The organism is Enterobacter sp. SORGH_AS_0287, from assembly GCF_031453695.1.
Lineage (GTDB): Bacteria > Pseudomonadota > Gammaproteobacteria > Enterobacterales > Enterobacteriaceae > Enterobacter > Enterobacter ludwigii.
Genome location: NZ_JAVIZW010000001.1, coordinates 3247327 through 3268376, shown reverse-complemented (window position 1 = coordinate 3268376; position 21050 = coordinate 3247327). Strand labels below are relative to the sequence as shown.

Here is a 21050-nt window from a genome sequence, read left to right as displayed (position 1 = left end):
GGTGGTTAGCATCGCTGTCTCCTTGTTTATGGCAAATCAGGCGGGAGCAGCCAATACCTGGACAGAATCACGTAGCGACGCCATGGGGGGCACGGGTGTCGCGGCCGGAAACTATGGCAGCGGGGCGTTAATCAACCCTGCGCTACTGGCGAAGGCGAAACCGGACGACGATGTGACGGTCATTTTACCGTCCGCTGGCGTGCAGGTGACCGATGAAGACAATCTTCAGGATGAGATTGATACCATCAATGATAAAATCAACCATTACAAAGACGTGGTTGATAACCTTACACCGATTGAGATCATTACCAACCCGTTAGGTTCCATCAACCAGTTCCAGGGCGCGGCGAAAGATCTCGCCGATGAGCTGGATTATCTTAAGGGCAAAACGGCACGCGCCACGGCGGGGGCGGGGATAGCCGTCAGTATTCCTAACGATGTCCTTTCCGTGGCCTTTATGGCTAAAGGCTATGCCCACGGACGCGTCAGTTCTTCTATTGATCAGCAAGATATTGATTACCTGCGCGGTATTCAACGCAGTGATGCGGTGGCTGCCGGCGTTGCACTGGACGCTGCGCTGAACGGCACCGATCAAATCACGAAAAACCTCAACTCAACGGCGTCTGGCCGGGCGGCAATTGTCTCCGACTATGGTATCGCGGTGGCGCGTCAGTTCGAGCTTGGCGGTGTTCCGGTGTCTGTTGGCGTCACTCCAAAACTGCAAAAGACCTGGGTCTATAACTACACCACCTCCATTTACGATTATGACAGCAACAAGTGGAACGACAGTCGCTACCGTACTGACGACACCGGCTTTAACGTTGATGCCGGTATCGCGGCCGATTTTGGTGAGCACTGGACGGTCGGCGTGAGCGGACAAAACCTGATGTCACGCGATATCGACACCAAAGACATTCGCATCCGCAACGGGCGCACGGGGGAGGTGGTGAGCTATAAAGACACCTACCAGATCCGCCCTCTGGTTACCGCAGGTGCCGCCTGGCATAACGATCTGGTGACGTTAACCGCCGATGGCGATCTGACGGAAACCAAAGGCTTCAAAAGCGAAGACACTTCTCAGTATGTTGGCGTAGGCGCCGAAGTGACGCCGCTGAACTGGCTGGCGGTGCGTGCGGGTTTCCGTGCTGACATGAAAGGTAACGACAGCAATGTCTTCACTGGCGGTGTCGGTTTTGCACCGTTTAACACGGTCCATGTCGACCTGATGGGCCTGTACGGTGAAGACGAGACCTGGGGCGCAGGCGCCCAGCTGAGCATGACCTTCTAAAGTGCACCGGAGGCGCTGCGCCTCCGGCTTTTCTTTGTGCTATAGTAGCGCCCCCTTTTCACCAGATGCTTAAAACTTCGCCATGTCGTCAGAATTACAGACTGCTTTCCCTGCACACCGTTTCTCCATTGCGCCGATGCTCGACTGGACGGACAGACACTGTCGCTACTTCCTGCGTCAGCTCTCCCGCCATACGCTGCTGTACACCGAAATGGTGACCACCGGAGCAATTATTCACGGAAAGGGCGACTATCTGGCCTACAGCGAAGAAGAGCATCCGGTTGCGCTGCAGCTTGGCGGTAGCGATCCTGCTGCGCTGGCGCAGTGTGCGAAGCTTGCAGAAGCGCGCGGCTATGACGAGATTAACCTTAACGTTGGCTGTCCGTCTGATCGTGTGCAGAACGGCATGTTCGGCGCGTGTCTGATGGGCAATGCATCCCTGGTGGCAGACTGCATCAAGGCGATGCGCGATGTGGTTTCCATTCCGGTGACGGTCAAGACCCGTATCGGCATTGACGACCAGGACAGCTACGAATTTCTCTGCGATTTTATCAATACGGTCTCCGGAAAAGGCGAGTGCGAGATGTTTATCATCCATGCGCGTAAAGCCTGGCTCTCCGGACTTAGCCCGAAAGAGAACCGTGAAATCCCGCCGCTGGACTACCCGCGCGTGTACCAGCTAAAACGTGACTTCCCGCAGCTCACGATGTCGATCAACGGCGGCATTAAATCGCTGGAAGAGGCCAAAACACACCTGGAGCATATGGATGGCGTAATGGTCGGGCGCGAGGCGTATCAAAATCCAGGCATTCTGGCGACGGTCGACAGGGAAATCTTTGGCGTTGAAGGCGCAGATACCGACCCGGTGGCCGTGGTACGCGCCATGTATCCCTACATTGAGCGTGAGCTGAGTAACGGGACGTATCTTGGTCATATCACCCGTCATATGCTGGGCCTGTTCCAGGGGATCCCGGGAGCACGCCAGTGGCGTCGCTACCTTAGCGAGAACGCGCATAAAGCCGGTGCAGATATCGAGGTGCTGGAACACGCGCTACGTCTGGTCGCTGATAAGCGATAATTTTCGCTAAAAGATCGTCAAATTCACCACGCCTCGCACACCCGTGCGGGGCGTTTTGCTTTAAGAACAGCGGGTTATGGTTGGCATGATTCTTGTAATGATCGCGGTATCATTCGGGAACGCGTGGGAGAGCACCATGTTAGAACTACTTTTTGTGATTGGCTTTTTTGTCATGCTGATGATGACGGGGATTTCCCTGCTCGGGATTCTGGCGGCTATCGTCGTGGCGACGGTGGTCATGTTTATCGGGGGATTATTTGCCCTGACGCTGAAGCTCCTGCCGTGGCTGCTGCTGGCCATTGCCGTGGTGTGGGTGATACGGGCGATTAAATCACCAAAACTGCCCACTTATCAGCGCAATAACCGTTTTCGTTACTAAGGTATTGAGGTGTTCGTCACATACCTGCAACTTTTCCGGCAGCATTGCTTAGAACAGAATAGGATTTACTTATCGAATCTGTCACTATGACTGCCGCTAAAGAATTCATCGAGCTGTACCCTACATACAGCCGAACTAAAAAAAGAAAGGGCTTCCCACGGGAAGCCCAATTTCTTTTTAGGGGTCAGGGAATTAACAGACTTGAACCCTGTGTCGCTCTGCTCTCCAGCACCTCATGTGCACGCCTGGCATCGGTTAGCGCGTATTTCTGCGCCTCCGCCACATCCACTTTAATCACGCCGCTGGCGATCAGCGAAAAGAGCTCGTTGCTGGCCTCGATCAGCTCTTCCCGGTTAGTGATATACCCCTGCAGGGAAGGGCGAGTCACATACAGCGACCCTTTCTGGTTGAGAATGCCAAGATTAATGCCGGTCACAGCGCCCGAGGCGTTGCCGAAGCTCACCATCAGCCCGCGACGCTGCAGACAATCCAGCGACGCCTCCCAGGTATCTTTACCCACCGAGTCATAAACCACGCGCACCTTTTTGCCGTTGGTTATCTCTTTGAGGCGCTCAGCAATGCTCTCTTCACGGTAGTTAATCACCTGCCAGGCGCCGGCCTGAAGCGCGCGCTGGGCTTTTTGTGCACTGCCCACCGTGCCGATAAGTTTTGCACCGAGCGCTTTGGCCCACTGACAGGCGATCAGCCCCACGCCGCCCGCCGCGGCATGAAACAGGAACTGCTCGTCAGGTTTGATCTCATAGGTTTTGCGCAGCAGATAATAGACCGTGAGTCCTTTCAGGAATGAGGCGGCCGCTTGTTCAAACGAGATGGCATTTGGCAGAAGGGCGGCTTTATCGGCCGGCACGTTGTGCACGGAACTGTAGGCACCCAGCGCGGATTGCGCGTACACCACGCGATCGCCCTCTTTAATATGCTTAACGGCGCTGCCCACTTTGAGCACGACGCCTGCCGCTTCCGTTCCCAGTCCGCTTGGCATGGAGGGAGGCGGATAGAGACCGCCGCGAATATAGGTGTCGATGTAGTTAATGCCGATGGCTTTGTTTTCAACCTGTACTTCGTTTTCACCAGGCGCTGCGGGGGTAAACTCCACCGCGTTTAACACTTCTGGCCCACCATGTTTCTGGAATTCAATGCGCGTTGCCATGCTCCCTCCGTCAGAAAAATATGGTAATCTTTCGACCTACTCTTTATCTCGGTAACTCCATTCACTATGGCAGGAAACAAACCCTTCAACAAACAGACTGAACCTCGCGAGCGTGATTTCCAGGTCGCAGGATTAAAAGTCCCGCCGCACTCGATTGAAGCGGAACAGTCGGTGTTGGGCGGTTTAATGCTGGATAACGAACGCTGGGACGACGTCGCCGAGCGCGTGGTGTCCGAGGATTTCTATACCCGTCCGCACCGTCATATCTTTACTGAAATGGCACGTCTGCAGGAGTCGGGCAGCCCGATTGACCTTATCACGCTCGCGGAATCGCTGGAGCGTCAGGGGCAACTGGACAGCGTGGGTGGGTTTGCTTACCTGGCGGAACTGTCAAAAAACACGCCAAGTGCGGCGAATATCAGCGCTTATGCCGATATCGTGCGCGAACGTGCTGTTGTTCGTGAGATGATCTCGGTGGCGAATGAGATCGCCGAAGCCGGTTTTGATCCGCAGGGGCGTACCAGCGAAGACCTGCTTGATCTCGCCGAGTCCCGCGTCTTTAAAATCGCGGAAAGCCGGGCAAATAAAGACGAAGGCCCGAAAAATATCGCTGATGTGCTTGATGCTACCGTCGCGCGTATTGAGCAACTGTTCCAGCAGCCGCACGACGGTGTCACCGGCGTGAACACCGGCTATGACGATCTCAATAAGAAAACCGCGGGTCTGCAGCCGTCGGATTTGATTATCGTTGCGGCGCGTCCCTCCATGGGTAAAACGACATTTGCGATGAACCTCGTCGAAAATGCGGCGATGTTGCAGGACAAGCCGGTTCTTATCTTCAGTCTTGAGATGCCATCAGAACAGATCATGATGCGTTCTCTGGCGTCGCTGTCGCGCGTGGATCAGACCCGTATCCGTACCGGCCAGCTCGACGATGAGGACTGGGCGCGTATCTCCGGCACCATGGGTATCCTGCTGGAAAAACGGAATATTTATATCGATGACTCCTCCGGCCTGACGCCGACGGAAGTGCGCTCCCGTGCGCGCCGTATCGCCCGTGAACATGGCGGTATTGGCCTTATCATGATTGACTACCTTCAGCTGATGCGCGTGCCGTCGCTGTCCGACAACCGTACGCTGGAAATCGCGGAGATTTCCCGCTCGCTCAAGGCGTTAGCCAAAGAGTTGCATGTGCCCGTGGTGGCGCTGTCGCAGCTTAACCGCTCCCTGGAACAACGTGCTGATAAGCGCCCGGTCAACTCCGACCTGCGTGAATCGGGCTCCATCGAGCAGGATGCCGACTTAATCATGTTCATCTACCGTGATGAGGTTTATCACGAGAACAGCGACCTGAAAGGGATCGCCGAAATTATTATTGGTAAACAACGTAACGGCCCTATCGGTACGGTACGTCTGACCTTTAACGGACAGTGGTCGCGTTTCGACAACTACGCCGGTCCTCAATATGATGATGAGTAATTTCTAAGGAATTCAAATGCAAGCGGCAACTGTAGTCATTAACCGCCGCGCTCTGCGACACAACCTGCAACGTCTGCGTGAACTGGCTCCCGCCAGTAAACTCGTTGCAGTCGTGAAAGCGAACGCTTACGGACACGGTCTTATTGAGACCGCGCGAACGCTCCCCGATGCCGACGCCTTTGGCGTCGCCCGTCTTGAAGAAGCCATCCGCCTGCGCGCGGGTGGGATCACTCAACCGATTTTGCTGCTGGAAGGCTTTTTTGAAGCGGCAGATCTGCCGACCATTGCTGACCAGCATCTGCACACCGCGGTACATAACGAAGAACAACTCGCGGCGCTGGAAACCGCCGAGCTGAGTGAGCCGGTCACCGTCTGGATGAAGCTCGATACCGGCATGCACCGTCTGGGCGTGCGCCCGGAAAAGGCGGACGCGTTTTATCAGCGTCTGTGTCAGTGCAAAAACGTCCGTCAGCCGGTGAATATCGTGAGCCACTTTGCCCGTGCCGATGAACCCGAGTGTGGCGCGACCGAGCAGCAGCTGGATATTTTTAATACTTTCTGCGAAGGCAAGCCAGGAATGCGCTCCATTGCCGCGTCTGGCGGTATTTTGCTGTGGCCGCAGTCGCACTTCGACTGGGCGCGTCCAGGCATTATTCTTTACGGCGTCTCTCCGCTGGAGAACAGACCCTGGGGGCCGGATTTTGGTTTCCAGCCGGTAATGTCCCTTGTGTCTAACCTGATTGCCGTGCGCGATCACAAAGCGGGTGAACCCGTGGGCTACGGCGGAACCTGGATCAGCGAGCGCGACACACGCCTTGGCGTGGTGGCGATGGGCTATGGCGACGGTTATCCCCGTGCCGCGCCGTCCGGCACGCCGGTACTGGTCAATGGCCGTGAAGCGAACATCGTGGGCCGCGTGGCGATGGACATGATCTGCATTGACCTCGGGCCAGATGCACAGGATAAACCGGGTGATGACGTGGTGATGTGGGGTGAGGGTTTGCCTGTTGAACGCATCGCTGAAATCACAAAAGTGAGTGCTTACGAACTTATCACGCGCCTGACATCAAGGGTTGCGATGAAGTACATCGACTAACAGACCTTTCCAGGGAGGGGTAATGTCACCATCCGAAATGGCCGCTTGTCTGGCTTATGCCCTCTCGGTCTGGCTGGCTGCCAGAAACAGTATTCACACGTGGTGGATAGGCATCATCGGCAGTGGGCTTTATGGCTGGGTCTTTTATTCGGTTCAGCTTTACGCAGACGTTACCCTGCAGCTCTTTTTCATCATCACCAGCATCACCGGCTGGGTGCACTGGCTCAAAGGTCATCGCGGGGAGGTATTGCCCGTTCGGCGTACCCCGCCCAGGCATTTCTTCATCCTGCTCGCCTGCGCCCTGCTGGTGGCCGCGGGTTATGGCCTGATCTTGCATCGCTACACTAACGCCTGGGCCCCCTGGGTGGACTCCGTTATTTTGACATTTAGCGTGCTTGCACAGTTTATGTTAATGGGGCGACGCCTGGAGAACTGGTACGTCTGGCTGGCTGTAAACACGCTGGCGGTACCGTTATATGCGATGAGAGATCTGCATTTGACCGCGGGTTTATATCTGGTGTTTTGGTTTAATGCCTGGCACGGTTTATATCAGTGGCGTAAGGAGATTCGCGCCCAGTGAAGCCTTATCGCGACGGTCTGGTTGTGGGCAAATTTGCGCCATTACACGTGGGGCATGAAGCGCTGATAAATGCTGCGCTGGCCCAGTGTGGGACGGTCTATATCATCAGTTATTCGCGTCCGGAAATTCCGGGTTATGACCCCGACAAGCGCCTTCACTGGTTAACCGCGCGCTTCCCGCAATGTCATCACCTTGTGCTCACGCCGGAGGTCATCGCGACCCATGCGCTTGAACCACTGCCGCATAATGATGCGGATGCCGATCTTCACCGGCATTACGTGGCAACGCTGTGTGAAAAAATACTTCGCTGCCAGCCACAGGCCGTATTTACCGCCGAAGACTACGGCGACGGATTTGCGGCGGTGTTAAGCCAGCGTTTTGGCAAGCAGGTTACGCATGTCCGCCTCCAGCGTCCGAAAGGGCCTGATGCGCCCTCGGGAACCCTGATACGTTCTGACGTCCATCGCTACCGCACGATGATGTCCCCGGAGGTCTACCGTAGCTTTGTCTTTCGGATTTGTTTATTGGGGGGCGAATCGACAGGGAAAAGCACGCTTTCCCGCGCGCTGGCGACGACGCTCAACGCCCCGTTTGTCGCCGAGTTTGGCCGAGAATACTGGGAAGAGAAGAACGGCGTGCTGGGATGCGACGATCTGCTGCATATTGCCCGCGAGCAGGTGCGTCGTGAAGCGATGGCCAGCACGGCTCCCTTCCTGGTTTGCGATACCTCGCCCTTAACCACGCTGTTTTATATGCTCGACCAGTTTGGCAGCGCGCCACGCGAGCTAGAGGAATTAGCCGGGCGCGCATATTCTCTGGTGGTGCTCTGTGGCGATGAGTTTCCTTTTGTTCAGGATGGTACCCGTCAGGGGGCTGCATTCCGCCAGCGACAACAGGCATGGTATATCCGCGCGTTAACAGACAGAAATATCCCCTATCTGTCTGTTTCTGGTTCGCTCGCTGAACGCATTGAACAGATTCGACGACATCTGCAGGAACGGATCTGATATCGCTCTCGATCTTCTGTCATATCCGGTTTATTGTTGAAATCCCTGCCTCATCGAATTCCGGAGAATCATCGCGTGTTTCAGAAAGTTGACGCCTATGCCGGCGACCCCATTCTCTCCTTAATGGAGCGTTTCAAAGAAGATCCTCGCAGCGACAAAGTTAACCTCAGTATTGGTTTGTATTACAACGAGGAGGGCATTATTCCTCAGCTGCAAGCCGTGGCAGAAGCGGAAGCGCGTCTTAACGCCGTCCCGCACGGGGCCTCGCTCTATTTGCCAATGGAAGGGTTAAACAGCTACCGCAATACCATTGCGCCGCTGCTGTTTGGTGCCGATCACGCCGTGCTGACACAAAAACGGGTGGCGACCATCCAGACGCTGGGTGGCTCGGGCGCATTAAAAGTTGGCGCTGACTTTCTGAAAAAATACTTCCCGGATTCTGGCGTGTGGGTCAGTGACCCGACGTGGGAAAACCACGTGGCGATTTTTGAGGGCGCTGGCTTTACGGTGCAGACCTATCCGTGGTTTGACAGCGAAACCAACGACGTGCGCGTTGACGCGCTGCTGGAAAAACTGAATACGCTGCCGGAGCGCAGTATTGTTCTGCTGCATCCGTGCTGCCATAACCCGACCGGTGCAGACCTGACTAATGCCCAGTGGGATGCGGTAATCGACGTGCTGAAGACGCGTAACCTGATCCCCTTCCTCGACATCGCCTATCAGGGCTTTGGCGCGGGCATGGAAGAAGATGCCTACGCTATCCGCGCCGTTGCCAGCGCCGGACTGCCTGCGCTGGTCAGCAACTCGTTCTCAAAAATCTTCTCCCTGTACGGTGAGCGCGTCGGCGGCCTGTCAGTGGTCTGTGAGGACGCTGAAGCGGCCGGGCGTGTGCTCGGTCAGCTGAAGGCGACCGTGCGCCGCATTTACTCCAGCCCGCCAAACTTTGGTGCGCAGGTAGTCGCCACGATACTGGGTGACGATCGGCTGAAAGCGTCGTGGCTCGCCGAAGTGGAATCTATGCGCAAGCGCATCCTGACGATGCGTCAGGAGCTGGTCGATGTGCTGAAAGAGGCCGTCCCAGGGCATAATTTTGACTATCTGCTTAAGCAGCGCGGGATGTTCAGCTACACCGGCCTCAGCGCGGCTCAGGTCGATCGCCTGCGTGAAGAGTTCGGTGTCTACCTGATTTCCAGCGGCCGTATGTGCGTGGCGGGGCTTAATGCCAGCAACGTTCATCGTGTTGCGCAGGCGTTTGCTGCAGTAATGTAAGCACTCACTATCATCCCTCTCTCCCTGCGGGAGAGGGCCGAGTGAGAGCATCAGGACGCACAAAAATCTTGCCCGGTGGCGCTGCGTCTACCGGGCCTTCAGACCTCATCCGCGCTTTGTGATCTTCTTCTTTTTATTCAGCTTCATAAGTAAAAACTCCTTCCCTTCATCTCCCCCCGGGGTTATGGTCGGATAGTTTTTTGACCATTCACTCAAAATAAAACGATAACAAACTGAATATTCAGGGGAAAACATGCGCAAGATCACACTGGCGCTCAGCGCCGCCTGCTTATTGTTCTCGCTAAATAGTGCCGTCGTCGCGCGCGCTTCCGCACCGACGCCGCTTTACACCGGCACAACAGCCGCCATGCTTGCCGAGCAAGCACCTGTTCACTGGGTATCCGTAGCCCAAATCGAAAATAGCCTGTTAGGGCGCCCGCCAATGGCTGTAGGATTTGATATCGACGATACGGTCCTGTTTTCCAGCCCGGGATTCTGGCGGGGCAAAAAAACCTACTCACCGGACAGCGAAGCGTATCTGAAGAACCCCGAGTTCTGGGAAAAGATGAATAACGGCTGGGACGAGTTCAGCATTCCTAAAGAGGTGGCGCGCGCGCTTATCGCCATGCACGTTAAACGCGGTGACAGCATTTACTTTGTGACCGGACGCAGCCAGACCAAAACCGAAACCGTCTCTAAAACGTTGCAGGATGATTTTCAGATCCCGGCTTCCAGCATGAATCCGGTTATTTTTGCCGGCGACAAACCCGGCCAAAACACCAAAACCCAATGGCTGGAACAGAAGAACATCAAAGTCTTCTATGGCGATTCAGATAACGATATCACCGCCGCGCATGACGTCGGAGCCAGAGGGATCAGGGTGTTACGCGCCTCAAACTCTACGTATCGACCGTTGCCCATGGCCGGAAAGTTTGGCGAAGAAGTGATTGTTAATTCTGAGTATTAACCGCCGGGCGGCGAGGCTGCCTCTTTTTTAATCAAATCTCGTCGCTGTGGGTTTTACCTTTCGCTTTCTTGCTGCACACTTAGAAAGATTCATCTTTCATAACGGAGCAGCACATGTGGTATCAACAGACCCTGACCTTAAGCGCGAAACCTCGTGGATTTCATCTGGTGACTGATGAAGTCATTGGGCAAATTCGCGACCTCTCGCGCATCAGGACGGGGTTACTGCATCTGCTGCTTCAGCACACGTCAGCCTCTCTCACGCTTAATGAAAATTGCGATCCCACCGTCCGGTCTGACATGGAGCAGCATTTTCTCAAAACCGTTCCGGACAACGCCCCTTATGAACATGACTATGAGGGAGCAGATGACATGCCGTCGCATATCAAATCCTCTCTGCTGGGCGTATCGCTGATGCTGCCGGTGCACAATGGTCGGTTACTGCTGGGAACGTGGCAAGGGATCTGGCTGGGAGAACATCGTATTCACGGTGGTTCGCGTAAAATTATCGCAACGCTACAAGGGGAATAAAGATGACAATTTCGGAGCTACTTCAGTACTGCATGAGTAAACCTGGCGCGGAGCAGAGCGTTCACAGCGACTGGAAAGCCACGCAGATTAAAGTGGGGGATATTCTGTTTGCGATGGTGAAAGAGGTTGAGGGTCGCCCGGCGGCGTCGCTGAAAACCAGCCCGGAACTGGCGGAGCTGTTACGCCAGCAGCACCATGACGTCCGGCCAAGCAAGCATCTCAACAAAGCGCACTGGAGTACCGTTTATCTCGACGGTTCACTGCCGGGTTCGCAAATTTACTATCTGGTGGACGCGTCTTATCAGCAGGCGGTAGAGCTGCTGCCGGAAGCGACCCGACAGCAACTCTCCGTGTGACAATTACAGCAACGGTTTGAGGAAGCGCGCGGTGTGCGAGGCTTCGCACTCTGCAACGGTCTCTGGCGTACCGGAGACGAGGATTTCACCGCCGCCGCTGCCGCCTTCCGGGCCGAGATCGACAATCCAGTCCGCGGTTTTAATCACGTCCAGGTTGTGTTCAATGACCACAATCGTGTTGCCCTGATCGCGAAGCTGATGCAGAACATCAAGCAGCTGCTGGATATCGGCAAAGTGCAGACCGGTGGTCGGCTCATCGAGAATGTACAGCGTCTGGCCGGTACCGCGTTTGGAGAGCTCACGCGCCAGCTTCACGCGCTGTGCTTCACCGCCAGACAGCGTGGTGGCAGACTGCCCCAGACGAATATAGGTCAGGCCCACATCCATCAGCGTCTGCAGCTTACGCGCCAGCGCAGGGACCGCGTCAAAGAACTCACGCGCCTCTTCGATGGTCATATCCAGCACTTCGTGGATGGTTTTGCCTTTGTACTTAATCTCCAGCGTTTCGCGGTTATAGCGTTTGCCTTTGCACTGGTCGCACGGCACGTAAATATCCGGCAGGAAGTGCATCTCAACCTTGATAACCCCGTCGCCCTGGCACGCTTCACAGCGTCCGCCGCGCACGTTAAAGCTGAAACGTCCTGGCGTATACCCGCGTGAACGCGCTTCCGGCACACCTGCAAACAGTTCACGTACGGGTGTGAACACGCCCGTATAGGTGGCAGGGTTGGAACGCGGAGTCCGCCCGATTGGACTCTGATCGATATCGATCACTTTATCGAAATGCTCCAGCCCCTGGATGTCACGGTACGGCGCCGGTTCGGCCAGCGTCGCGCCGTTCAGCTGCGTCTGCGCAATCGGGAACAGCGTATCGTTGATCAGCGTCGACTTACCGGAACCGGATACGCCGGTGATACAGGTAAACAGCCCAACCGGCAGCGTCAGCGTCACATCTTTCAGGTTATTGCCGCGGGCGCCGGTCAGCTTCAGCACTTTTTCCGGGTTCGCCGGTACACGCTGTTTCGGCACTTCAATCTTGCGCTTACCGCTCATGTACTGGCCGGTCAATGACTCCGGCACCGCCATAATATCTTTCAACGTTCCTTCCGCGACCACCTGACCGCCGTGTACGCCAGCGCCCGGGCCGATATCGATAACGTGGTCAGCGGCGCGGATCGCGTCTTCATCATGCTCAACCACAATCACCGTGTTACCGAGATTACGCAGGTGGACAAGCGTGCCGAGCAGACGCTCGTTGTCACGCTGGTGCAGGCCGATTGAGGGTTCATCCAGCACATACATCACGCCGACGAGGCCTGCGCCAATCTGGCTCGCGAGGCGGATACGCTGAGCTTCGCCACCGGAGAGGGTCTCTGCGGAGCGGGAAAGCGTCAGGTAATTCAGGCCGACGTTCACCAGAAACTTCAGACGATCGCCGATCTCTTTCAGGACTTTTTCCGCGATTTTCGCGCGCTGGCCGGAGAGCTTCAGGTTGTTGAAGAAGTCCATCGCGTGACCGATGCTCATGTCTGAGATGGTCGGCAGCGCCGTGTTTTCAACAAACACATGGCGAGCTTCACGGCGCAGACGCGTACCTTCACAGGTCGCACAGGAACGGTTGCTGATAAACTTCGCCAGCTCCTCGCGAACCGCGCTGGATTCGGTCTCTTTGTAGCGGCGCTCCATATTGTGCAGCACCCCTTCAAACGGGTGACGGCGCACGGAGGTATCACCGCGATCGTTCATGTACTTGAACTCGATGTTCTCTTTGCCGGAACCGAACAGCACCACTTTGTGCACGTTCGGGTTCAGGCTGGCCCACGGGGCTTCGACGTCGAATTTGTAGTGCTCTGCCAGCGACTTCAGCATCTGGAAATAGTAGAAGTTGCGGCGATCCCATCCGCGGATCGCACCGCCAGCCAGCGACAGCTCCGGGTTTTGGATCACGCGGTCCGGGTCAAAATATTGCTGTACGCCCAGCCCGTCACACGTCGGACAGGCGCCCGCCGGGTTGTTGAACGAGAACAGACGCGGCTCCAGCTCGCGCATGCTGTAACCACAAATCGGACAGGCAAAGTTGGCGGAGAAGAGCAGCTCTTCCGCTTTCGGGTTATCCATATCGGAGACCACGGCCGTACCGCCAGAGAGTTCCAGCGCGGTTTCGAAGGATTCGGCCAGGCGGGTCGCCAGATCGTCACGGACTTTGAAACGGTCAATCACCACTTCGATGGTGTGCTTCTTCTGCAGCTCCAGCTTAGGCGGATCCGACAGGTCACACACTTCGCCGTCGATACGGGCGCGGATATAGCCCTGGCTTGCCAGGTTCTCCAGCGTTTTAGTGTGCTCGCCCTTACGTTCTTTAATGATGGGCGCCAGCAGCATCAGGCGTTTACCTTCCGGCTGCGACAGCACGTTATCCACCATCTGGCTTACGGTCTGCGCGGCCAGCGGGACGTCGTGATCCGGGCAGCGCGGCTCACCCACGCGTGCATACAGCAGACGCAGGTAGTCATGAATTTCGGTAATCGTACCAACCGTTGAACGCGGGTTATGCGAGGTGGATTTCTGCTCAATGGAGATAGCAGGTGATAACCCTTCAATATGGTCTACATCCGGTTTTTCCATCAGTGACAGGAACTGACGTGCGTATGCAGAAAGTGACTCCACGTAACGACGCTGTCCTTCGGCATATAAAGTGTCGAAAGCCAGTGAGGATTTGCCAGACCCCGAAAGCCCGGTCACGACGATGAGTTTGTCGCGAGGGATTATGAGGTTGATATTCTTGAGATTGTGGGTGCGGGCGCCCCGAACTTCGATCTTATCCATTCACCTTTCCCGGTTGGAACACGGATTGCCTGGTTTGTTTGAAGGACAAACGGCTGTCAGAAACGGCTAATTATGACACAAAATGACCTGTTTGAATATACAGTATTGGAATGCATTTTCTGATTCACTGTGTAACAATGTCGAGTTCGCGAGAGATTTCGGAACCAACTACGCAACTATGCAAATTGCTGCGTGGAAATGGTACACTCGCGCGTTTACACTATTAAGAAACGTATTCAGGAGACACGAACATGGCCAGCAGAGGCGTAAACAAGGTGATTCTCGTCGGTAATCTGGGCCAGGACCCGGAAGTACGCTACATGCCGAGTGGTGGCGCAGTTGCCAACATTACGCTGGCTACTTCCGAATCCTGGCGTGATAAAGCGACCGGTGAGATGAAAGAGCAGACCGAATGGCACCGCGTTGTGCTGTTTGGCAAACTGGCGGAAGTGGCTGGTGAGTATCTGCGTAAAGGTTCTCAGGTTTATATTGAAGGCCAGCTGCGTACCCGCAAATGGACCGATCAAGCCGGCGCTGAGAAGTACACCACGGAAGTTGTGGTCAACGTGGGTGGCACCATGCAGATGCTCGGTGGCCGTCAGGGCGGTGGCGCACCAGCAGGTGGCGGTCAGCAGCAGCAGGGCGGTTGGGGTCAGCCTCAGCAGCCACAGGGCGGCAACCAGTTCAGCGGTGGCGCGCAGTCTCGCCCACAGCAGCAGTCCGCGCCAGCACCGTCTAACGAACCCCCAATGGACTTCGACGACGATATTCCGTTCTGATATCCGACTGTTTAAAACAAAAAACCCAGACCTCGGTCTGGGTTTTTTTATTCATCTCAGGGATCAGGTAATCACCATCGGCCAGTCTGGCGGGGTATGGCTCATGGCTTCCACCATGACCACTTTAATATTTTCCCAGACGGCAGCGAGATCCAGCAGGGTGATGCCAAGCAGGCCCGTTGCGAACCAGCATGCTGCGCCCAACCCCAACAGGGTGCTGATGACAGCAAGGCCAGCATAGTCAGATTTACGAAACTGAATGTTTAGCGTGCTGGCCAGGAACATCAGCACCGCACTTAACAAAGGCCAGCGCAGGAGAACCATGCTGGTAGTAATGGTTGCCATAAAACCCATCCTCAACAAAGCAGACGAACTGAATGAAACAGTGTTTCTCGTTACACAATATGTGTGAACTATATCACATTTGTTGATTTATTCGCCAGCCTCAGACGGGTGAAAAAAGCAGGAATTATCACAGCCAGGCGTCGCACGAGGATTGAGGGGAAAATATATCTTTGCACGCTAATGACCCCCTTTTATCGCTTCCAGGTAATAAATTCATTGAGATAACAAATCCTCTGCAAATTGAGGTGTGCTGTAGAACGTTTACAGCAACAACCCTTTGGATTATGCTTGAGTGGATAAATAAATTTACTCGCATTCTATAATTCAGGTTTTTGAATTTTATTGGTTTTTTTCTCTTTGTACGTTTTTAATTACACACAACGTCTCGCACTCCAGCTGTGCTGATATTCAGCATCCTGCTCTGGCTCGCCGATTTTTGAATCTGAAGAAAGTTGCGTCCGGTTTAACGCTTAATAATCTGCGAAAAAAATGAAAGAAAAACGACGTGAGATTGTTAATGACAGCCTGCGGGCGTTGCATGCGCTGGCAGATCTGATGCCCCAGCTTCACGCCCATTGTTCGCTGGGCGAGATGCTTGAGACGATCAACCGGGCCTTCGGGGCAAGCCTGGCCTGGATTAGCGTTGATACTGACGGGCTACAGCGCGTGGTCTGTGCCGGTGAAGTGACCTGTCACTCATTTGAGGTGGCCGATTTTCTTGCCGGTACCCTGCTGGAGAAGCATCACCGCGCGTGGCGGGTCGTCTACTGGAAAGAGAATATCGGCCGCGCATTATTCTCCGCTCATCATCCTGGCTATTCGCAATTGCAAAGCGGGGTGTTATGCAAGCTTTCAACCCATAACGGACAAGGCAGCGGCTATTTCTTTCTGGCGTTTGCTGAGCCGTTATATTCTCTGGCCATCCTGAAAAGTATTGTTGCGGTACTGGTCGAAAAATTAAAAGACTATTTTTCAGAAATTATCGTTCGTGAAAAAACAGCGCAGGAAATGCAGCGTGTGGTGACCCAATATAAAACCCTGTTTGAACGAGCGCCTGTTTTAATGAACTCATTCGATAAATTTAACCGCTGCGTGCTGTGGAATGCTGAGTGTGAAAAAGTATTTGGCTGGACAATGGCGGAGATCAGCGCCCATGCCGATCCGCTCTCACTGTTTTACCCCGACCCGGAAGAACGGCGACGGGTCAGGGAGTCGGTAAATGTCTCGCCGCTAAAGGATATGTACGAGTGGCATCCATTGCGTAAAGACGGTACGCCGTTGACGGTTTTGTGGTCAAACATTCTGCTGCCGGACAGCTCAGTCCTGAATATCGGGCTTGATATTACCGAACGTAAAAAAGCCGAACAGCAGCTGGAAGTGAAAGCGACCACGGACGATCTTACCGGGTGTTTTAACCGTTCAACCATTTTACAGCAGCTGGAATCCGCGCTGGCGGCAAATGCCAGGCAGGATGCTGACAGCCATTTTTGCGTGCTCATGTTTGACCTTGATTTTTTCAAACAGATCAACGATCGGTGGGGGCATCAGGTGGGCGATCGGGCGCTTATCCACTTTTGCCAGGCTATCCGTGAGTTAAGCCCCGAGAACGCTGCGCTTGGCCGTGTGGGCGGCGAGGAGTTTTTACTCCTGCTGGCGCGAACCGACGGCAACGCGGGTGCCCTTTTTTCGGCGAGGCTACGTACTGCCCTCAAAACCAACCCGCTCGTGGTGGGAGAGAAAAAGCTGGTGCTGTCATTCAGCGCCGGGGCGGTGGAGGTCTGCCAGGGCCAACGCGATACTTCAGGATTACTGATGCGTGCCGATAAAGCATTATATGACGCCAAGCGTACGGGTCGGGGGAAAACGGTGGTGGCTGCTGATTATTTATAAATCAAAATACGCGCGAGTAAATAGCATAAAATGTCATGTTGCCGTTGTTGTTTTTTCACACTGCCAGAAGTTTGGCTTAATCAACGATCCTCTGTTGTGTTATCTTCAAACCTCCCGTACCCGCTGGATAATTATTTTCCTTAATTGAAACGGAACGAATACTTACAGTTTAGCTTACGGGAAAATATTATCGTCATAACGAAAATTAAGATTTTTAATACTAAAAGTCAGTTGCTAACTTCGCATGATTCATGCAACGTAATCACCTGTTAAACAAAGCATCCGGCCTTCATTACTACAGGCGTACAACATGCAGGGATATAGGGCGGGAAATGAATCGTAGCGCGCGGCGCAAGATGCTCAGGGTGGTAGGGATCATCATGGTAGTTATGCTGCCGGTGATGCTTGCGCTATGGTTTGCCCAGATAAGAGCCGTGTCGGAAACAAGCGCCCAGCTACGTACCTTTGCTGAACTGGCGTTAGACAAAACAGAACTGGTAATTCAACAGGTTGATCTGGCCCGCGACGAGGCTGAAAAATATCAGGGTGAACGTTGTACACCAGAACATCGCCAATATATGTTGAACGTTGTTCGCGGTCGTCTGTTTGTTGCGGATTTAATTTATGCAGAAGGCCAGAATTTTCTTTGTTCGACCGCTTTTACACCCGCCAATCCTTATCTGATATCCACTGCTAATTACACACGTAAACCTGACGTTGCTATCTATTATTATCGCGATACGCCATTTTTCACTGGCTATAAAATGACATATATGCAGCGCGGAAATTATGTTGTGGTGGTCAATCCGCTTTCCTACAGCGAAGTAATGTCGACAGATCATTCCCTTTCGTGGGGGGTATACGACACGGTAACGAATGCATTCTTTTCCGTCAGTCAGCGCGCGAATGTTACTTTATTAAGTTCGATGATTCGAGATAAGGAATCGGTATTTCAAAAAGATAACCGTTTTTATACGGTCGTCAAATCCCCAAAACGGCCTATTGCCGCTATCGTGTCGACGTCGAATAAACGTTTTTATGAAATGCTTTATCACCAGGCGACGTTGACGCTACCGCTGGGGATGATCTGCAGCATAATTATTTTGCTGGTGTGGTCTCGCACCCATCGTGAACTCAATTCTCCCGGGCGGTTACTGCAGCGAGCGCTCAATAAACGCCAGCTTTGTGTCCACTATCAGCCGATTATTGATATCAAGAACAACCAGTGCGTGGGAGCCGAGGCGTTATTACGCTGGCCTGGCTTTAACGGGCCGGTCATGAGCCCGGCTGAATTTATTCCGCTGGCGGAAAAAGAGGGCATGAGCGAGCGAATTACGGATTATGTTGTCGAAGAGGTATTCAGCGATCTGGGCACATTCCTGGCAACACATCCGCATCTCTATATTTCGATTAACCTGTCGGCCACGGATTTCCACTCTTCACGGCTGATCGCCATGATTTCGGACAAGGCCCGACACTACGCCGTGCGTGCGCAGCAAATTAAAATCGAAGTCACGGAGCGCGGTTTTATTGATGTCCCTAAAACCACTCCGGTTATTCAGGCGTTCCGTCAGGCGGGTTACGAAGTGGCGATTGATGATTTTGGAACGGGTTACTCTAACCTGCACAACCTTTATTCGCTGAATGTCGATATTCTGAAAATCGACAAATCCTTTATCGACACCCTAACAACCAACAGCACCAGCCACCTTATCGCCGAGCATATTATTGAGATGGCACAAAGCCTGCGGCTTAAAACCATTGCGGAAGGGGTGGAAACGGCAGAACAGGTGAGCTGGTTGTTGAAACGTGGCGTTCAGTTCTGTCAGGGATGGCACTTCGCGAAAGCGATGCCGCCCCAGGAGTTTATGACCTGGCAGCAGCAACCTTTGCATTGAGAGCCATTAATTCAACTGGTGGCGATAGTCGCTCGGTGTGCGGTCAAACTCGCGGCGAAACACGCGGGAAAAGGTTTGTTGCGACACATATCCCAGATCCATCGCGATATCAAAAATGGGCCGCTGCGTTGAGCGTAAGGCCTGCGCCGCCAGCAGCAGTCTGCGCTGACGAATGTACTCACCCAGCGTCTGGTGCATAACGGTACGGAACATTCTCTGTAAATACCATTTCGAATAGCCGGATTTTTTAGCGACCACATCAATGTTCAACGGTTGGTCGATATGTTCATCAATCCATTCAATAAGTGTCTGAATAATTTGCTGATGCGACATAAGGTTGCCCCTCTGTAGATACAACTGCCCTGGTTGATTCGTCGTTTTCTCTGCGGGCGAGTATAATTCCTCAAGTTAACTTGAGGTAAAGAGGTTTTATGGAAAAGAGATTGCCGCGAATTAAAGCGTTGTTAACCCCCGGCGAAGTGGCGAAGCGAAGCGGTGTTGCGGTGTCGGCGCTTCACTTCTATGAAAGCAAAGGGTTAATTAAAAGCATCCGAAACGCCGGAAACCAGCGACGCTACACGCGTGACGTGCTCCGTTATGTCGCGATTATCAAAATTGCCCAACGAATCGGAATCCCCCTGGCCACCATCGGCGATGCGTTCGGCGTGCTGCCGGAAGGGCACTCTCTCAGCCCGAAAGAGTGGAAAGAGCTTTCCTCTCAGTGGCGTGAAGAGCTGGATCGACGCATTCACACGCTGGTAGCGCTGCGTGATGAACTGGACGGATGTATTGGCTGCGGCTGTTTGTCGCGCAGTGATTGTCCGTTGCGTAACCCGGGCGACAGGCTGGGTGAGCAGGGGACAGGGGCGCGGTTGCTGGAGGAAGACTGAGATGCGGCAGAAAACCGCACCTCATACCGCACCTCATAAAGAACTAAAGCGCCACAAAAGGGCGCTTTAGTTTTTCCCGGTCTTTGTCTTTCACTCTATCCCGCTGGTTCACGGGAGGGTTTCCCCCGACATCAGCACCCCTCATGTCGAGCGTGTTGGGGAGGTTCCGGATTGTGCTGACACTTTAATTCTATGCAAGACCCGTCTTTTCGCCAGTCGGTCAGGCCATTTTTTAGGCGAATTTTTTTCGCGGTGTTGTTCGATTTTCTATAGTTAAAAAGTATGAATAAAAGGAGAACACAATGCTCACGGTACACCACCTGAACCAGTCCCGCTCACACCGTGTGATCTGGGCGCTGGAAGAACTTTCCCTGCCCTATGAGATTGTTCGTTACCAGCGCGAAAAGAGCATGCTGGCGCCTGAGTCGCTCAAAAAAGTGCACCCGTTGGGCAAATCGCCGGTTATTGAAGATAACGGCCTGATCCTCGCCGAGTCGGGGGCCATCCTCGAATATCTTCAGGAAACCTACGATCCGGAGTCGCGGCTTAAGCCTCTGGATCCTGCGCATAAGGTGCAGTACCGCTTCTGGTTGCACTATGCCGAAGGTTCGCTAATGCCGCTGCTGTTGATGAAGCTGGTTTTCAGTAGCCTCGGTAAGCCGCCCGTGCCGTTTGGTATCCGCACGTTGGGTAAAGCGCTGGGGCAGGGAGTGCAAAAAGCGTATCTCAACCGCCAGCTTGAAACCCATGCACGCTTTATTGAGTCGCATCTTGCCCATAACAGCTGGTTTGCCGGCGATACGCTCAGCATGGCGGATATTCAGATGAGCTTCCCGATTTTTGCCCTGCTGGCGCGCGGTGGCATCGATAACCTCCCGCATACCCAGGCCTGGAAGAAAAAAGTGGAGAGCAGCCCTGGCTGGCAAAAAACGCTGGAACAAGGTGGCCCGTTATCGATTCCGGGTGGGGAGTGAAATGTAAACAAATTGCGCACAGACGATAACGTTTGCGCATCCTCTGTTTATTTCTTCAGCGTCATAAGGGAATTTTAGCGAAAAACGATAAAGTTCAGTTGAAAAGGGCGGGGATTAGGCTAGATAATCGTTTGCCTTAATTTGACCACCCGTTTGTAAGCGCGGAGCTAAACGTTTGCTTTTTCTGTGACGCCCCTTTCGTCGCAAATGCAAAACACGGATTTGACGTTTAGCTGGCAGTGGCGTCTCCA

20 protein-coding genes are annotated in these 21050 nt (G+C 54.0%); 16 read left to right on the top strand and 4 right to left on the bottom strand.

Annotated elements, in window-relative coordinates; genetic code table 11:
- Nucleotides 1-28 precede the first annotated feature (28 nt).
- The 3 genes from traF to pspG all read left to right on the top strand — a co-directional run bounded on the left by traF (nt 29) and on the right by pspG (nt 2745).
- Entirely contained in the window at nt 29-1288 is a 1260-nt protein-coding gene (gene traF, locus QE396_RS15525) for a conjugal transfer protein TraF (RefSeq protein ID WP_153853120.1), read from the top strand.
- Nucleotides 1289-1370: 82 nt separating this feature from the next.
- Entirely contained in the window at nt 1371-2366 is a 996-nt protein-coding gene (gene dusA, locus QE396_RS15520) for a tRNA dihydrouridine(20/20a) synthase DusA (protein ID WP_014168209.1), read from the top strand.
- Nucleotides 2367-2502: 136 nt separating this feature from the next.
- The gene (gene pspG, locus QE396_RS15515; protein WP_020882842.1) at nt 2503-2745 is read left to right on the top strand and encodes an envelope stress response protein PspG; all 243 of its coding nucleotides are present in this window, start codon (nt 2503-2505) and stop codon (nt 2743-2745) included.
- 184 nt (nt 2746-2929) lie between these two features.
- Here pspG and QE396_RS15510 read toward each other — a convergent pair whose 3' ends face one another.
- Nucleotides 2930-3913 carry a quinone oxidoreductase gene (locus tag QE396_RS15510; RefSeq protein ID WP_014168211.1) on the bottom strand — a complete coding sequence of 328 codons (984 nt, stop codon included), beginning with the start codon at nt 3911-3913 and terminating at the stop codon, nt 2930-2932.
- 66 nt (nt 3914-3979) lie between these two features.
- Here QE396_RS15510 and dnaB point away from each other — a divergent pair, with 66 nt between their 5' ends.
- The 8 genes from dnaB (at nt 3980) to QE396_RS15470 (ending at nt 11197) form a co-directional block, all read left to right on the top strand.
- The gene (dnaB, locus tag QE396_RS15505; protein WP_008503375.1) at nt 3980-5392 is read left to right on the top strand and encodes a replicative DNA helicase; all 1413 of its coding nucleotides are present in this window, start codon (nt 3980-3982) and stop codon (nt 5390-5392) included.
- Between the two features lie 16 nt (nt 5393-5408).
- Nucleotides 5409-6488 carry an alanine racemase gene (alr, locus tag QE396_RS15500; protein ID WP_050737729.1) on the top strand — a complete coding sequence of 360 codons (1080 nt, stop codon included), beginning with the start codon at nt 5409-5411 and terminating at the stop codon, nt 6486-6488.
- 22 nt (nt 6489-6510) lie between these two features.
- A complete protein-coding gene (gene pnuC / locus QE396_RS15495) occupies nt 6511-7068 on the top strand; it encodes a nicotinamide riboside transporter PnuC (protein WP_014168213.1) in 558 nt (185 codons plus the stop codon).
- Entirely contained in the window at nt 7065-8075 is a 1011-nt protein-coding gene (locus QE396_RS15490) for an AAA family ATPase (RefSeq protein WP_063858545.1), read from the top strand. Before pnuC ends, QE396_RS15490 begins: the two co-directional genes overlap by 4 nt.
- 75 nt (nt 8076-8150) lie before the next feature.
- The gene (gene tyrB / locus QE396_RS15485; RefSeq protein WP_309951673.1) at nt 8151-9344 is read left to right on the top strand and encodes an aromatic amino acid transaminase; all 1194 of its coding nucleotides are present in this window, start codon (nt 8151-8153) and stop codon (nt 9342-9344) included.
- 253 nt (nt 9345-9597) lie between these two features.
- On the top strand, nt 9598-10311 hold the full coding sequence (aphA, locus tag QE396_RS15480) for an acid phosphatase AphA (protein ID WP_014168217.1): 714 nt from the start codon (nt 9598-9600) through the stop codon (nt 10309-10311).
- A gap of 113 nt (nt 10312-10424) precedes the next feature.
- Nucleotides 10425-10841, top strand: coding sequence for a secondary thiamine-phosphate synthase enzyme YjbQ (locus QE396_RS15475; protein WP_014168218.1), 417 nt, complete (start codon nt 10425-10427; stop codon nt 10839-10841).
- Between the two features lie 2 nt (nt 10842-10843).
- Nucleotides 10844-11197, top strand: coding sequence for an MmcQ/YjbR family DNA-binding protein (locus QE396_RS15470; RefSeq protein ID WP_014168219.1), 354 nt, complete (start codon nt 10844-10846; stop codon nt 11195-11197).
- A gap of 3 nt (nt 11198-11200) precedes the next feature.
- On the opposite strand, the gene uvrA is transcribed toward QE396_RS15470, so the two are convergent.
- Nucleotides 11201-14023 carry an excinuclease ABC subunit UvrA gene (gene uvrA / locus QE396_RS15465; RefSeq protein WP_014168220.1) on the bottom strand — a complete coding sequence of 941 codons (2823 nt, stop codon included), beginning with the start codon at nt 14021-14023 and terminating at the stop codon, nt 11201-11203.
- Nucleotides 14024-14274: 251 nt separating this feature from the next.
- Between uvrA and ssb1 the strand changes: the two genes are divergently transcribed.
- The gene (gene ssb1, locus QE396_RS15460; RefSeq protein ID WP_020882840.1) at nt 14275-14802 is read left to right on the top strand and encodes a single-stranded DNA-binding protein SSB1; all 528 of its coding nucleotides are present in this window, start codon (nt 14275-14277) and stop codon (nt 14800-14802) included.
- 63 nt (nt 14803-14865) lie between these two features.
- Here the strand turns inward: ssb1 and QE396_RS15455 are convergent, their stop codons facing one another.
- On the bottom strand, nt 14866-15147 hold the full coding sequence (locus tag QE396_RS15455) for a YjcB family protein (RefSeq protein WP_020882839.1): 282 nt from the start codon (nt 15145-15147) through the stop codon (nt 14866-14868).
- Between the two features lie 489 nt (nt 15148-15636).
- Here QE396_RS15455 and QE396_RS15450 point away from each other — a divergent pair, with 489 nt between their 5' ends.
- Nucleotides 15637-17037 carry a sensor domain-containing diguanylate cyclase gene (locus QE396_RS15450; protein WP_020882838.1) on the top strand — a complete coding sequence of 467 codons (1401 nt, stop codon included), beginning with the start codon at nt 15637-15639 and terminating at the stop codon, nt 17035-17037.
- A gap of 332 nt (nt 17038-17369) precedes the next feature.
- Nucleotides 17370-18935, top strand: coding sequence for an EAL domain-containing protein (locus QE396_RS15445; protein WP_020882837.1), 1566 nt, complete (start codon nt 17370-17372; stop codon nt 18933-18935).
- A gap of 6 nt (nt 18936-18941) precedes the next feature.
- On the opposite strand, the gene soxS is transcribed toward QE396_RS15445, so the two are convergent.
- Nucleotides 18942-19268 (bottom strand): superoxide response transcriptional regulator SoxS, encoded by a 327-nt coding sequence (gene soxS / locus QE396_RS15440; protein ID WP_013095071.1) that lies wholly within the window; start codon nt 19266-19268, stop codon nt 18942-18944.
- A gap of 98 nt (nt 19269-19366) precedes the next feature.
- Here soxS and soxR point away from each other — a divergent pair, with 98 nt between their 5' ends.
- Entirely contained in the window at nt 19367-19825 is a 459-nt protein-coding gene (gene soxR, locus QE396_RS15435) for a redox-sensitive transcriptional activator SoxR (protein ID WP_014168225.1), read from the top strand.
- Between the two features lie 302 nt (nt 19826-20127).
- Nucleotides 20128-20799 (top strand): glutathione S-transferase family protein, encoded by a 672-nt coding sequence (locus QE396_RS15430; RefSeq protein WP_020882836.1) that lies wholly within the window; start codon nt 20128-20130, stop codon nt 20797-20799.
- The last annotated feature ends 251 nt before the right edge of the window (nt 20800-21050 follow it).